Origin of the sequence: Pseudomonas germanica, from assembly GCF_019614655.1 — a bacterium.
Taxonomy (GTDB): domain Bacteria; phylum Pseudomonadota; class Gammaproteobacteria; order Pseudomonadales; family Pseudomonadaceae; genus Aquipseudomonas; species Aquipseudomonas neuropathica.
This window is the reverse complement of the sequence record NZ_CP071586.1, coordinates 3,079,914-3,091,928: the sequence shown is the minus strand read 5'-3', so window position 1 is coordinate 3,091,928 and position 12,015 is coordinate 3,079,914. Positions and strand designations below refer to the sequence as shown.

The window sequence follows — 12,015 nt, the reverse complement described above, 5'->3', positions numbered from 1 at the left end:
AGCGTCGTACACAACATCTGCCATCAGCATAAAACCCTGTGGGAGCGAGCCTGCTCGCGAAAGCGCCGGAATGAACACCCGATCAATCACCAGGTGATCCCGACACCCGCATCACTCCGGCAATTGCAAATTATCCAGCGCCCGATTCACCGCCAACTCCCCGAGCATGATCAACTGCACAATCCCCGCCAGCGCATGGCGCTGCGATGCCGGCAACAGGCTGGAGACGTTCTGGGCGATGGTTTTGGCCGAGGCGAGTGTTGCACTGGCATCGACCAGCAGTTCTTCGGTTTTGTTGTCCGCCGTCACGGCGTACATCCCACGGTTTTTACGTGGAGGCGGCGTGGAACCGGGCGGACAGAGGTAATGGTCAAGCGCGCGGTCGGCGGCTTCGTGGAGCTTTTTTGAGTCGATGGATTCGTAGGGGGAAACCGAGGCGGTTTCGGGCGGGTTGGGTGTTGGTTTGATCATGGTGAAGCTCCATATTTATACCTGGTGGAACCACCAACACCTGTCGCTAAACAAGTAAGGGTGGCAGCTGTGCGCGGGTTAGCGAACCGAGAGGTATAAGACCCGGCAGACCCGAAGGTCTCCCACGCACAGCCACCATATCGTCGTCGCAAACGGCTGCGACAAACTGGAGCGTCGTTGTACTTATACCTGGTCAGGTCGCTAAACCCGGTCGCTGGGTTGCCAGCGACACGTAGACGATAAAGACCAGGTACAAAGCGCACAAGCCGGCGGATTCTGGCGTAGCTGTAGGCAAAGGCGCAAGGATATGTAGCCTGAGAGAGTGTCTGGAGATGTCTTTTTAAACACTGATGTTTATCGCCTCCCCCGTCACGTCCTCTCTCACCTTATATCGATTAGGCCTCTCATCACCTGACGCTAGCGAACAGCCCAGATGGGCAAGAAGCCAAACGCTCAACAACCTCGCCCCTCCTCAACCCTAGCCACTCCAAACCGCCGATCCCCAATCGATATTGCAGTAATCAATAATCCATCCGCTCTACTCTGCAGTCAGGCGCTCAATCGCAACGGTAGCAAATACGTCGCCCGGATTTTCTCTATAGACCTAGAGCACCATTTGGATGGAAATCGGAACAACGCTATTGCGGCGTGGCGGTAGAACCACCTACCAGTTGACCTTCATGGTGAAAAAATCGGTCCGCCACGGCCCATAAGCGCTACGCATCTCTGCTGTGGCCAAATGACATTATTAGCGCTACATTTCTTTTCGTGGCGCCATGGACGAGGTTTGGAACCAAAAGGCGCAGAAACCATGCGATGCGAATGGAGGTGACAGGTGGTGGAGAAAAAGAACGTTTTTATCAGCCATGTTCACAAGGACGATCATGGACTAAAGAAACTCAAGGATTTGCTAGCTCCAAAAGGACTGGAGGTAAGAGACTCTTCCATCCATACAGGGAAATTCAATAATGCTACCGACGAGCACTATATAAAGACGCAGATCCTTGCTCCCGCTATCAACTGGGCAGGTATATTTATTTGCTACGTTTCCCCCCAGACAAAGAACAGTGATTGGGTTAACTGGGAGATCGAATATGCCGCAAAGCAAGGGAAGCGTATTGTAGGTGTTTGGGAGCATGGCGAAAAAGAGTGTGACCTCCCTAGTGCCCTGACAGAGTATGCCGACGCACTGGTTGGATGGAACGGAGATTCCATCATTGAAGCCATCAACGGCAAGGATTCTTGGGAAAAACCTGATGGGGGTGCGTGCGACCCGGTGCCATTGAAGAGGCATCCATGCTGATGCCTCGTATTTATTCTTATGTTGTTCGGTATGACAGTGGATTCGCTCCTAATCCCTTCTATAACTACTGCACGCTCGCAACCTGTAAGCCAAAAATCCGAAAAGGAGCTCAAATTGGTGATTGGGTAGTCGGTAGTGGTAGTAATGATCGAAATGTTCGACTTGGAGGGCATCTCGTTTACGCAATGCGTGTAACTGAGGCAATGTCATTCGATGAATACTGTTTAGACCCTCGATTTGAGTCAAAAAAACCCTTCCGCAAAGGTAGTCGAAAACAAAGCTGCGGAGACAATATATATTTCCGGGCTGCGGCTGGGGCCGATTGGCAGCAGCGAGATTCATTCCACTCCCTTCCAGATGGTTCGGTTAACCCGGATCACGTGGCCCGTGACTCAGGGGTCAACAGGGTGCTAATTAGTGAGGACTTTGTATATTTTGGGGGAGATGGGCCAGCGTTCCCCGACAACCTGAAAGACCAACAAGGTCGCGATCTATGTAAACAAGGCATCGGGCTCACCACTTTTGATGATGTACAACTAATTTCGAGTCTTGAAAAATGGGTTAGAAGCTTTGGCGTTCATGGCTATCAGGGCGCTCCATTCGAATGGCTGACTATTCGCAGGTGACCGATGAAAAAAGAAGGCTCTCTATTGCTCTCGGATTACGCTGCAGAAATTGCAGATACAGACGTGCTTGACTCAAGCGACTTTAATCCCATTCTTCAGGGCCTTTACGGGGAAGTCGGTGGAATAATGGCCACCGCCAAAAAGAGTGTTCGAGAGGGAACGGCTTATCCCGGCTTCAAAAAGGCAGCAGAAGAGGAGTTTGGCGATACACTCTGGTATCTAGCTGCAATTTGCAGGCGCTTGGATATTTCTCTTGAAGATATATTTTCGGAGGCAGCGAATCATGGACATTTCCGGAATGTTGGGGCCGCAAGTGATGTAGCTGATGGTGCGTTGGCTTATATAGCTGTCCCTGTAGATTCTACTACTTCTCTAGATGACACATTAGTTTGCCTTGGGCGATCGGCCGCGGCACTACTCGGAAACACTCCTACCCGTCACGATTTGACTAATTTTGCACGGGCTTTTCTGGACTCTATGCACGCGGCCAAGCTTGCATTTTCGGAAGTGGCTCGCGGCAATATCAAGAAGGCTCGCGGCGCGTTCTTAGAACCCCAAGCACAAGATTTAGTTGGTCTAGATTTCGATTGCAACTTTGGAATCGAAGAACAACTCCCAAGAAGCTTCAGAATACGAGTAAACCAGCGAGGAAGTGGAAAAAGCTATCTACAATGGAAGGAGGTATTCATTGGCGATCCTCTAAGTGACAACATTGCTGACAGTGACGGTTACCGCTTCCATGATGTTTTTCACTTTGCTTATGCAGCAATCCTGCACTGGTCACCTGTAACTAGAGCATTGATCAAGCACAAACGAAAGAGTAATCCGAAGTATGATGAAGAGCAGGACAATGGTCGAGCCACCGTTGTAGAAGAAGGGGTTTCGGCGTGGATATTCTCCAAAGCGAAAGATCTGAATTTTTTTGCCGACCAAGACAAGGTTTCGCTTGGCCTTCTTAAAACAATTGGCGAATTCGTGGCTGGTTATGAAGTAGAGAAATGCCCGCTGAAGCTCTGGGAAAGGGCAATTCTGGATGGCTATACTGTGTTTCGCCAGCTTAAGGCGAACGAAGGCGGTTGGATCATTGGGAACCGTGAAGAACGCACTATCACATACATGCCGCTAGAGTCTGAAAAATGAAGATCCACCCATTTGTTGGTGCAGTAGCGTCTCTGCAGTTTGAAAATTGCTTCAATCCGTATTCGGATCGTTGTGAAATTCATGATCGACGTGATGCACCGCGTCGCCGTGCGACCACTCTGTCCGCGGTGTTGCGTCGTGCACTTGAGGAACCCGTTGACGCCATATGGATTGGAAGAGACCTCGGATATCGCGGAGGGCGCCGTACAGGGTTAGCCCTAACTGACGATGTTCACATAATTGAGCACACCCGACGGTGGAATCTTGAACTGGTTCCTGAGCGACCGACTATAGGAAATGCTATGGCCGAACGAACAGCTGCGGTGATATGGGGAATGCTTGAAAATATTGACGCGCGCATCTTTCTATGGAATGTCTTTCCTCTACATCCGCATAAATCAGGGGATCCGTTCACAAATAGACAGCACAACGCTCGTGAAAGACAAGCAGGCGAAGAGCTACTCCAGCAGCTCATCACATTGCTTCGGCCATCTCGGATAGTGGCGATTGGTAACGACGCTGCGGCTGCGGCAAATCGTATTATTGATTCAGTGCCCGTGATCTGCGTGAGACATCCAAGTTATGGAGGCCAAACACAATTCCAAAAACAAATCACAGAACTTTACGGACCTTCCATAAAGAGTAACGGCTCATTGTTTTGATGGGACTTGATTTCTTTAGATTAGGTTTCCCCCATCAACCAAAATCGTTTCGTTCACGGCTATTATCTTTAGTGATTTCACCTAATCATGGATGTGCAAATGGGAGGATGGATTGCAACCACCCTCCCAATCCGCTTAAAAACTTCAATCCGCAACGCTTTAAATATTTCCCAAATGCGTATGAAATATTTGTGCAAAGTCCACATCATTAAGATCCGCACCTGAAAAACAGCCGAGACTCTTGGCTAAATCCAAAGCAGCGCCGCCAGGGGATGGTATAGGTAAAATCTTAGCTGTTGGATGGAAATTCTTGAACAGCTCAAACTCATGTACTACACCTTCCATACCGCCAATAAAGACAGCCGCAACTAAGTCATCGCGCGACAGCATCTTTTCTCGCATTAACAGCAAACTCGCATCTAACCCTTCAGGTTTTGCGTCGGTAAAAATAACATTTTTAAAGTGATCGTTTTCTTCCGGATAACGATCATCAAAAAACCTGCTCTGATACAGAATCACTGTCTCAGAATAATCAACACCCAAATCCTCGCATATACTCCAGATCATGGGGGTGATAGCTGGATGCCCTCCCCAAATAATTTTATGCTGACGAATAACGGATATAATGAGTTCTCTTACAGCACACTGAATTAGGAATGGATTGGCGGTTTCGTGATACGAGCCCCGGTTCACAAGTGGAACGCTGGCTGAAAGAAAAATTGCACCCACGTTTAAACCTCCCAGTCTGCAAATTGCCATCCGGCTTCGCTAGCTTTGACCCATCTTGCAGAGCGAATGTGCTGCCCAAGCCAGTCTAAATGACCCTGCCATCGGGGGTGTAATCCAACATGATCGTATACAACGGCGACTGATTGATCTGGCGAATTGCTGGACGCATCGTGCAACGTGGTCGACGTTGGAACACCTACTGTAGGATAAACGACAACATTTCGTCCGTCTGGAAGTTGGATATAGACCGCCTTGTTAGGCCCAACTCCGATGAACTGTCCGCCAATAGTTTGAATAGCGTTACGCAAATTACTCACTAAATTTAAGGAACGCACTGCATGGCTTTGACTACGAACCTCTTCGATCTGCAAGCAGATTCGCTCTACGGCGCTTTCTGCAAGGCGCCCTGTAGCATCATCCACTTCATCAGCTAACAACTCAGCACGACTGGCTGTGGATGTTCGCAAAGATGGCGTGCAGTCGGGCCAACCTACCCGTAATACGCTAATGCCTTTAGCCAAGGCCCGTCCAAACTCTGCGCTAGTCCATCGGCTTTCAAAATAGCCAGGTGTGTCAAGCATCACCAGAACGTCGGAATCGCAAAGTCGATGCCATAGCATCGTCTGAAAATCCTCCGCAGGTGCAATACCATGCGTATCGAGAAATACATCGAATAATCGAGCGGACAATGCATCGAATAGTTGTAACGCTGCCTCACGGGCCTCGCTTCGGCGGTAGCTTACAAATACTCGGCGCTGGCGAGGTAGTAATCCTGCACACTCGAGTAACGCGGTGGCGATTCTTTGTGGCCCATTTGGGGTATAGGCTAAACAGTTGATGGGACGCAGTACTTCAGGAATCTCGGCGTTCACGCTCTCAACGTTGGACGCTATTGGAAGTATCGGGATGCCTCGTTCCAGTAGCTTGACTATATTGCCGAGAGGAGGGCTCTCACCACCGAAAAACACCGCGGCAGACGAGCACTGTTGGTCGGGATTGAACGCTTCCGGGCGTATCTCCCACCCAACTTCATTGCCTAATCGTAGATTGAACATGCCAACCGCAGATTCGACGATTTCTTCGAGTTCATAAATCTGGGCGGGCGTGGGTGAGCCAAGCACTGCGAGTTGGTAGAGGGCGGCCATACTCTTCCTTGTGATTTCAGCGGCAACGTTGTTGGTCGAAATGCTTACCCATATGAACAAAGAAACAGAAAATCGGCAAGCAGGCTGAATCGACCCGAATTTGCTACGCAGATTCGAACAGCAGTGATCCGTCGAACAAACACACAAATAAACTTCGCTTCTCCATTCCCTTCATTCGTAGAGGTAATTGAACTATCACTCTAACCAGCAAGAGAACGTAAGTTCTGCCCCGCTAATCAGTGCCGAGTCATCTTCGGCAACTCTGGCCCCTCTCCCAACCTCTCCACCCCCAACCTTACCCTCTCCCCACCCTGCTCAATCACCACCCCATCCCCCTCCACCGCCACCAACTTCACCCCAGGCCCAACCTTCTCCCCCTGCAAAAAACTCCTCGGCGGCCCATCGTTCAGGCTCAGTATCGCCACCGCCCCCCGACTCCCCGCCATCACCCCGCTCACCTTGATGTCCACCGGCGCCGTTTGATTGGAAAACCACCGCAACGCCGGGCTATCACTGCGCGCCGCCAGCAACTGCGGGGCCGCTGCCGGGGTGTGGGATTCGGCGGTGGTCAGCAGCAGCGACGACCACGTCGCCACGCCGACCAGCGCTGCGAGCAGTGCGAGGGCCTGGACCATTTGGGGTGGGGAAAAGCGTGCGGTGAAGGTCATGGGTTGAATCTCCTTTTTATCCCTGCTGTCAGCCTACGCGGCAATTCTCTCCGTTTTATTTCACACGCCTTACATGTTGGCCGTGCACGATGGCGCAGGACGCAAAGGAGCGCGCGCGCGATGAACAGGCAACAGGGTTTTACGCTGATCGAGTTGATGGTGGTGCTGGTGATCATCGGCATCGCCAGTGCGGCGATCAGCCTTAGTATCAAGCCCGATCCGTTGCAGTTGCTGCGCAAGGATGCCGAGCGCGTGGCGCAGTTGCTGCAAGTGGCGCAGGCGGAGGCGCGCGCGGATGGGCGGCCGATTGTGTGGGTGAGTGATGCCAAGGGGTTTCGCTTTAGTCGGCGCAGTGACAGTGGCAAGGGGTTTGATCATTTCGCGCAGGATCCGCAGTTGCGGCCGCGTGCCTGGCAGAGTCCGAAAATGGAGGTGCGGGTGGAGCCGAAACAGAAGGTTGTGCTGAACGCTGAGTGGATCAATCCGCCGCTGCAATTGACGTTGTCGGATGGCTTGAATCGCTTGAGTGTGCTGCGTGATGGCAGTGGCAGGATCAGCCTGCAATGAAGCGCCAGCAAGGGTTTACGCTGATTGAGGTGATGGTCGCGATTTTGTTGATGGCGGTGGTGAGTTTGATTGCCTGGCGGGGGCTGGACAGTGTGACGCGGGCGGACAGTCATTTGCAGGCCAGCAGTGAGCAGAGTGACGGTTTGTTGCGGGCGCTGAATCAGTTGCAGCGGGATGTGGAGATGCGGGCGGGGATTGAGTTGACCGAGCCGAAGAAGGTTGGGGTGGATGATGAGCCGCCGAGCGCCCCGCCCGCTCTGACGGTGCGCAGTAGCGACAGTAAGGGTTTTCGTCTGGACATCATTCGCACGGCGGCGGATCAGCCGGGGGCGTTGCAGCGGGTGCGGTGGTGGGTCAAGGGTGACACGTTGTATCGGGCGGTGGCTGAGGCGCGGAGTCGGTATCCGTTGCCGGCGCCAGGGAATGGGGTTGCTGTTTTGCAGGATGTGAGTGATGTGCAGGTTCGGGTTTGGGAGGTGGATAAGGGGTGGCGGCAGTTGAGTGGGAATCGGCGGGAGGATCCGTTGGGGTTGGAGATTCGGTTGAGTCGGGGGACGGCGCAGGGGGTTGAGAAGTATCGGCAGGTGATTGGGCCGCTGGAGTGATACTGGCTGCAATGTGGATATCCGTGTAGGAGCTGCCGAAGGCTGCGATCTTTTGACTTTGAAGATCAAAAGATCGCAGCCTCCGGCAGCTCCTACATTGGGATTGGGTGCAGTCAGTTGGGGTTGGTTGGCTGGCAGGTCGTCATCGCTGGCAAGCCAGCTCCCACAGGAATTGGGTGAAGTCAGTCAGGGGTTGGTTGTCTGGTTGGTCGCCATCGCTGGCAAGCCAGCTCCCACAGGAATTGGGTGAAGTCAGTCAGGGGTTGATTGACTGGTTGGTCGTCATCGCTGGCAAGCCAGCTCCCACAAAGACTGAGTGCAGCCGGTAGATATTGGTCCGCTGGCAGGCCAGCTCCCAAAATTTCGACTCGCGAGCACAGCATGCGGCGAAGCCGCCCCCACTCAATGGCCGAGTGTCAGCTCGCCGAAAGCTTTTGATCTTGATCCACGGGCGACGTCGGAAGGCTGAGTGGAGGGATTCATCCGGGGGTGGGAGCGCAGCGACCGTTTGGCGCAGCCAAATGCATCGAGAGGAGGTGCAGCGAAGCAAACCGTAGGCGATGCGCCCGGATGGATCCCGCAGCGAAGGTACCCCGAGCTTTAGCGAGCGGGCCGTACGTAGGAGCAAGCGTTTTTTTGCTTACTTTTTTTAGGCGTTTGTAAAAAAAGTGAGTCGCCGTAAGGGCGAAACCCTAAGCGGCCTTTACCGCAGCAACGGATATGTACCCAGTCAAACCCACTAACTCAAAACGACAACGCCACCCGGCAACTCAGTGCATTTAACGCCATAAGCATCGCGAATCAGCAGCGCAACGCCGGCGAGCTGATCAAGGCTAAAGCGCGCCTGGACGCGGCGTTGGCCGAGTTCGCGGTTGAGCAGCAGCAACATCCCGGGGCGGTAGCGGTTGATTTCGTCGATCATTTGGCTGAGGGTCGCGCCATTGAACACCAAAACCTGCTGACGCCAATTCATCACCGCCGCCGTGTCGACACTCTGCACACTGCCAACCTGCCGCGCGTCGTAGGTCACCTGCTGCCCCGGTTCAAGCCGCAAACTACGACCTTCAACATCCACCTCAACCGCGCCATCAAGACAAGTCACACAGACTTGCTGATCAGTATTACGCAGGTTGAAACGCCCCTGACTCGCACGCAACCACCCTCCCCCAGCCTGCATCGCCAACGGCAACCGCGCGGTCTGCACTTCAACTTCACCACTGACCAGCTCAAAACCCTGCACACCCTCAGACACCGCACGCTGGTTGATCCGCGTCTGGGTATTCAGCTCCAGGCTCACACCCTGCACAGGTTCAAAACGCCGCTGCTGGCCAACTTCAGTAATGTAGTCCGCGCCCAGCCCTTCAAAACCACCAGGAATCGTCCCGCGCACCAGCAAAAACGCCGCCGACGCAGCAATCGCCCCACCGAGAAAAGCACGTCGACCAAACCCTCGTGGCGCCTGCATTTGCTCCACGGCCGGTTGCAGCTGCTGCCACAACCGCTTGGCCTCTTCGAACGCGCGGGCATGCTCGGCACTCTGTGCGCACCATTCGCGCAGAACGCGGGCGTCGGCCACGGTGGCGCGGCCGGAGGTCAGCAGGACCAGCCAGTCACGGGCTTCGCTGTGCAGATTGTCGGCCGCCGATGGCTCGGCAGGTGTCAGTCGAAAGATGTTCAAACGCGCAGATTCTCAACGAATTGATCGGGCACTATTCAGAAGACGGTTTTCCGGCCCCGCGACCGAACCGCTGAAACACTTTTCTTTCCAGCTTCGCAGCGCAGAAGCCCAACGCAGCTTTGATTTCCTTCTCGACCATGCGCGTGGAAATGCCGAAACGCTGGGAAATTTCCAGGTGCGGCGCCTCTTCGAGACGCGCCGCGATGAAGATCTTCCGGCGCCGTGCGGGCAACTCGTACAACGCACTGAGCAGTGACTGGATTTCCTTTTGCCCACCGACCACTCGCGCCGGGTCGAGGGCTTCGTCGCCGATTTGCAGCAGCTCTTCAACTTCCTCGCCGGTGAGCAGGCGCGCATCGGCCTGACGGCGGTCGGCGGCGATGTTCAGGGCCATGCGATAGAGGTAGGCATTGGGCCGCAGGACGTTCGGCGGCGTCTCCATGCGGTCGACCCGCAGGTAGGTTTCGTGTAGCACGTCGTTGGCCAGATCTTCCGAACCGAGACGCCTGCGCAGGCGCACCCGAAAGTCCTCGTAGGACGTCAGGAACAGTTGGACCATCGAACCTTGTCCGGTGTCTTTCATCCCCCGGAAACTCCTTCCCATTTGGTGCATTCCATGCGTTTCCCTGACGACTCCGGTAACAACAGCAACGTGACCGGCTGACGCAAGGCGCTGGGCGTCGGCCGGTCGATTTTGAGGTTGCGAAAACTTTCCACCAGCGCGTTGTCGCGCCGTACATCTCCGGTCGAAGTGACCAACCGGTTGTGCTGCACTAAGCCGTCGCGGCCGACCCAGACCTGCAACACCGCGCGATAACTGCCCGGACGGGTCAGCGGCGAACGGCACAGGTTGCGCTCGATTGCCGCTTGCACCGCCGTGGCGTAACTGCGGCTGACAGCCATGCTTTCGGGCGACTGCTTTTGCGGCGGCGCCGGCACGTCCTCGACCTGCGCCACTTGCAACGTAAACGCATCGTCGCGGGCATAACGCGCCATCAAACCACTGCCGCCAAGCAAGCGACGCAGGGCATCGGCGGCGGTGTATTCACCGTCCACCGCCAACGAGCGGCGACCGCGACTCAACTGACTGTCGACCAACACCGCAACGCCAGTAGCGTGGCTGTACTGATCCAGCGCGTGCGCCAGATCCTGTGCCGGAATGTGCAGCGTCATGCGCAAGTCCGCCGGCACCGCGTCGGCCATGGCGTGGCCCGCCGCACAGCCAAGCAGCCACCCCAGACACATCCGGCGCACAAGCCTCGTTGAACGCTGAAAACCGTCCGTGGAATTGCCTCGCTGCACGGCTGACGAATCCTTGGAAATCGTCATCCTGAGGGCTGTTTATGAATCTGGTGTGACGGGCGGTGCAAAAAAACCATCACGGGAATTGCGCAAGGCTTGCACTAGACTCAAGCCATAGCGCGGCCCCGTCGGGCCGGCCAGGAGGCGAGCATGAACACACTGTGGCGATTGAGCCTTGGCGGACTGTTGTTGATGGCGCTGTCGAGCGCTTATGCCGAGGAACCCTTGGGCTGTGTCGAGGTGACGGTCGGCGGCTACAAGGCGCCGAATTACGACTGTTTGAGCCAGCAGATGGGCAACAACCCGGAAGGCGCGGCGGCGGAAAAGAACCAGGAGGCGCTGAATGTGCCGGTGAACAAACGGCCGCCGAATCAGGTTGGACTGGCGACGCCGGCCGCGACCAGTACGCGGATGGGCAATACCTTTGGCACATCAGTGAAACCACAACGCCCACCGCAATGACACGCCACCGATCGTTCCTACGCTCCGCGTGGGAATGCAGCCCGGGACGCTCCGCGTCCCATCCAGAGCCGAACGCGGAGCGTCCGTTGCGGCATTCCCACGCAGAGCGTGGGAACGATCCTGTGGTGTTCAGTCGCTTACCGATCATTCCCACGCAGAGCGTGGGAACGATCAGGGCGGGTTCAATCGCTTGGGGTTTGGCGGAAGCTCACCGCAAGGCGATTCCAACTGTTGATGGTGGTCACGGCCATGGTCAGGTCGACCAGTTCGCCTTCGCTGAATTGCTCGCGCGCCTGCTGATACACCTCATCGGGCACACGGCTCTCCGCCAACAACGTCACCGCCTCCGCCCAGGCCAGCGCCGCACGCTCGCGCGGGTTGAAGAAATTACTGTCGCGCCACACCGCAATCGCATACAAGCGCCGATCACTCTCCCCGGCCCGTCGCGCATCCACTGAATGCATGTCGGTGCAGAACGCACAGCCGTTGAGCTGCGAAGCGCGGATCCTGATCAATTGCAGCAGCGGCTGTTCGATACTGAGGTGGGCGGTCAGCGCCTCCATGGCAATCATCGCTTTCATCGCTTTGGGCGAAGCGTTGTAGTAATCCAGGCGCGGGGACATGGCGGTTCTCGGTGGACGGAATAATGAGTGCACC

15 protein-coding genes are annotated in these 12,015 nt (G+C 55.1%); 7 read left to right on the top strand and 8 right to left on the bottom strand.

Translation table 11 applies throughout. The features are described 5' to 3' along the window. Positions 1-111: 111 nt before the first annotated feature. The gene (locus J0G10_RS13840; RefSeq protein WP_220558699.1) at positions 112-471 is read right to left on the bottom strand and encodes a DUF6124 family protein; all 360 of its coding nucleotides are present in this window, start codon (positions 469-471) and stop codon (positions 112-114) included. Positions 472-1,306: 835 nt separating this feature from the next. Between J0G10_RS13840 and J0G10_RS13835 the strand changes: the two genes are divergently transcribed. From J0G10_RS13835 to J0G10_RS29975, 4 genes are all read left to right on the top strand, one after another. After that, positions 1,307-1,774, top strand: a complete 468-nt coding sequence (locus J0G10_RS13835; RefSeq protein WP_220558698.1) for a TIR domain-containing protein — start codon at positions 1,307-1,309, stop codon at positions 1,772-1,774. Continuing rightward, positions 1,768-2,400, top strand: coding sequence for an Nmad2 family putative nucleotide modification protein (locus J0G10_RS13830; RefSeq protein ID WP_245398045.1), 633 nt, complete (start codon positions 1,768-1,770; stop codon positions 2,398-2,400). The genes J0G10_RS13835 and J0G10_RS13830 overlap by 7 nt, the downstream gene beginning before the upstream one ends. Before the next feature lie 3 nt (positions 2,401-2,403). Next, entirely contained in the window at positions 2,404-3,540 is a 1,137-nt protein-coding gene (locus J0G10_RS13825; RefSeq protein ID WP_220558697.1) for a nucleoside triphosphate pyrophosphohydrolase family protein, read from the top strand. Positions 3,541-3,842: 302 nt separating this feature from the next. Beyond that, a complete protein-coding gene (locus J0G10_RS29975) occupies positions 3,843-4,202 on the top strand; it encodes a uracil-DNA glycosylase (RefSeq protein ID WP_245398044.1) in 360 nt (119 codons plus the stop codon). Between the two features lie 159 nt (positions 4,203-4,361). Here the strand turns inward: J0G10_RS29975 and J0G10_RS13815 are convergent, their stop codons facing one another. The 3 genes from J0G10_RS13815 to J0G10_RS13805 form a co-directional block, all read right to left on the bottom strand. Further along, positions 4,362-4,931 (bottom strand): SLOG domain-containing protein, encoded by a 570-nt coding sequence (locus J0G10_RS13815; protein WP_220558696.1) that lies wholly within the window; start codon positions 4,929-4,931, stop codon positions 4,362-4,364. Positions 4,932-4,933: 2 nt separating this feature from the next. Beyond that, positions 4,934-6,076, bottom strand: coding sequence for a toll/interleukin-1 receptor domain-containing protein (locus tag J0G10_RS13810; RefSeq protein WP_220558695.1), 1,143 nt, complete (start codon positions 6,074-6,076; stop codon positions 4,934-4,936). Between the two features lie 236 nt (positions 6,077-6,312). Further along, on the bottom strand, positions 6,313-6,744 hold the full coding sequence (locus J0G10_RS13805) for a type II secretion system protein N (RefSeq protein ID WP_220558694.1): 432 nt from the start codon (positions 6,742-6,744) through the stop codon (positions 6,313-6,315). Positions 6,745-6,864: 120 nt separating this feature from the next. On the opposite strand from J0G10_RS13805, the gene gspH reads away from it, so the two are divergent. Continuing rightward, complete coding sequence (gene gspH, locus J0G10_RS13800) at positions 6,865-7,311, top strand: type II secretion system minor pseudopilin GspH (RefSeq protein ID WP_007913940.1); 447 nt, start codon at positions 6,865-6,867, stop codon at positions 7,309-7,311. Beyond that, the gene (locus J0G10_RS13795; RefSeq protein WP_122843706.1) at positions 7,308-7,916 is read left to right on the top strand and encodes a prepilin-type N-terminal cleavage/methylation domain-containing protein; all 609 of its coding nucleotides are present in this window, start codon (positions 7,308-7,310) and stop codon (positions 7,914-7,916) included. The genes gspH and J0G10_RS13795 overlap by 4 nt, the downstream gene beginning before the upstream one ends. 739 nt (positions 7,917-8,655) lie before the next feature. On the opposite strand, the gene J0G10_RS13790 is transcribed toward J0G10_RS13795, so the two are convergent. Genes J0G10_RS13790 through J0G10_RS13780 form a run of 3 tightly spaced genes read right to left on the bottom strand, consistent with a single transcriptional unit; the run spans position 8,656 to position 10,839 of the window. Then, positions 8,656-9,594 carry a FecR family protein gene (locus J0G10_RS13790; RefSeq protein WP_220558693.1) on the bottom strand — a complete coding sequence of 313 codons (939 nt, stop codon included), beginning with the start codon at positions 9,592-9,594 and terminating at the stop codon, positions 8,656-8,658. Between the two features lie 31 nt (positions 9,595-9,625). Then, entirely contained in the window at positions 9,626-10,177 is a 552-nt protein-coding gene (locus J0G10_RS13785) for an RNA polymerase sigma factor (RefSeq protein ID WP_007913935.1), read from the bottom strand. Then, positions 10,174-10,839 carry a secretin and TonB N-terminal domain-containing protein gene (locus tag J0G10_RS13780; protein ID WP_220558855.1) on the bottom strand — a complete coding sequence of 222 codons (666 nt, stop codon included), beginning with the start codon at positions 10,837-10,839 and terminating at the stop codon, positions 10,174-10,176. Before J0G10_RS13780 ends, J0G10_RS13785 begins: the two co-directional genes overlap by 4 nt. A gap of 207 nt (positions 10,840-11,046) precedes the next feature. Between J0G10_RS13780 and J0G10_RS13775 the strand changes: the two genes are divergently transcribed. After that, positions 11,047-11,358 carry a hypothetical protein gene (locus tag J0G10_RS13775; protein ID WP_220558692.1) on the top strand — a complete coding sequence of 104 codons (312 nt, stop codon included), beginning with the start codon at positions 11,047-11,049 and terminating at the stop codon, positions 11,356-11,358. Positions 11,359-11,540: 182 nt separating this feature from the next. Here the strand turns inward: J0G10_RS13775 and J0G10_RS13770 are convergent, their stop codons facing one another. Next, on the bottom strand, positions 11,541-11,981 hold the full coding sequence (locus J0G10_RS13770) for a carboxymuconolactone decarboxylase family protein (RefSeq protein WP_095050123.1): 441 nt from the start codon (positions 11,979-11,981) through the stop codon (positions 11,541-11,543). Between the last annotated feature and the right edge of the window lie 34 nt (positions 11,982-12,015).

What these genes read in the sequence shown, in the direction of transcription:
- J0G10_RS13840 (WP_220558699.1), bottom strand. Translation starts at nt 471, where the DNA reads ATGATCAAACCAACACCCAACCCGCCCGAAACCGCCTCGGTTTCCCCC.
- J0G10_RS13830 (WP_245398045.1), top strand. Translation starts at nt 1,768, where the DNA reads ATGCTGATGCCTCGTATTTATTCTTATGTTGTTCGGTATGACAGTGGA.
- J0G10_RS13825 (WP_220558697.1), top strand. Translation starts at nt 2,404, where the DNA reads ATGAAAAAAGAAGGCTCTCTATTGCTCTCGGATTACGCTGCAGAAATT.
- J0G10_RS29975 (WP_245398044.1), top strand. Translation starts at nt 3,843, where the DNA reads ATGGCCGAACGAACAGCTGCGGTGATATGGGGAATGCTTGAAAATATT.
- J0G10_RS13810 (WP_220558695.1), bottom strand. Translation starts at nt 6,076, where the DNA reads ATGGCCGCCCTCTACCAACTCGCAGTGCTTGGCTCACCCACGCCCGCC.
- J0G10_RS13805 (WP_220558694.1), bottom strand. Translation starts at nt 6,744, where the DNA reads ATGACCTTCACCGCACGCTTTTCCCCACCCCAAATGGTCCAGGCCCTC.
- gspH (WP_007913940.1), top strand. Translation starts at nt 6,865, where the DNA reads ATGAACAGGCAACAGGGTTTTACGCTGATCGAGTTGATGGTGGTGCTG.
- J0G10_RS13795 (WP_122843706.1), top strand. Translation starts at nt 7,308, where the DNA reads ATGAAGCGCCAGCAAGGGTTTACGCTGATTGAGGTGATGGTCGCGATT.
- J0G10_RS13785 (WP_007913935.1), bottom strand. Translation starts at nt 10,177, where the DNA reads ATGAAAGACACCGGACAAGGTTCGATGGTCCAACTGTTCCTGACGTCC.
- J0G10_RS13780 (WP_220558855.1), bottom strand. Translation starts at nt 10,839, where the DNA reads ATGTGTCTGGGGTGGCTGCTTGGCTGTGCGGCGGGCCACGCCATGGCC.
- J0G10_RS13775 (WP_220558692.1), top strand. Translation starts at nt 11,047, where the DNA reads ATGAACACACTGTGGCGATTGAGCCTTGGCGGACTGTTGTTGATGGCG.
- J0G10_RS13770 (WP_095050123.1), bottom strand. Translation starts at nt 11,981, where the DNA reads ATGTCCCCGCGCCTGGATTACTACAACGCTTCGCCCAAAGCGATGAAA.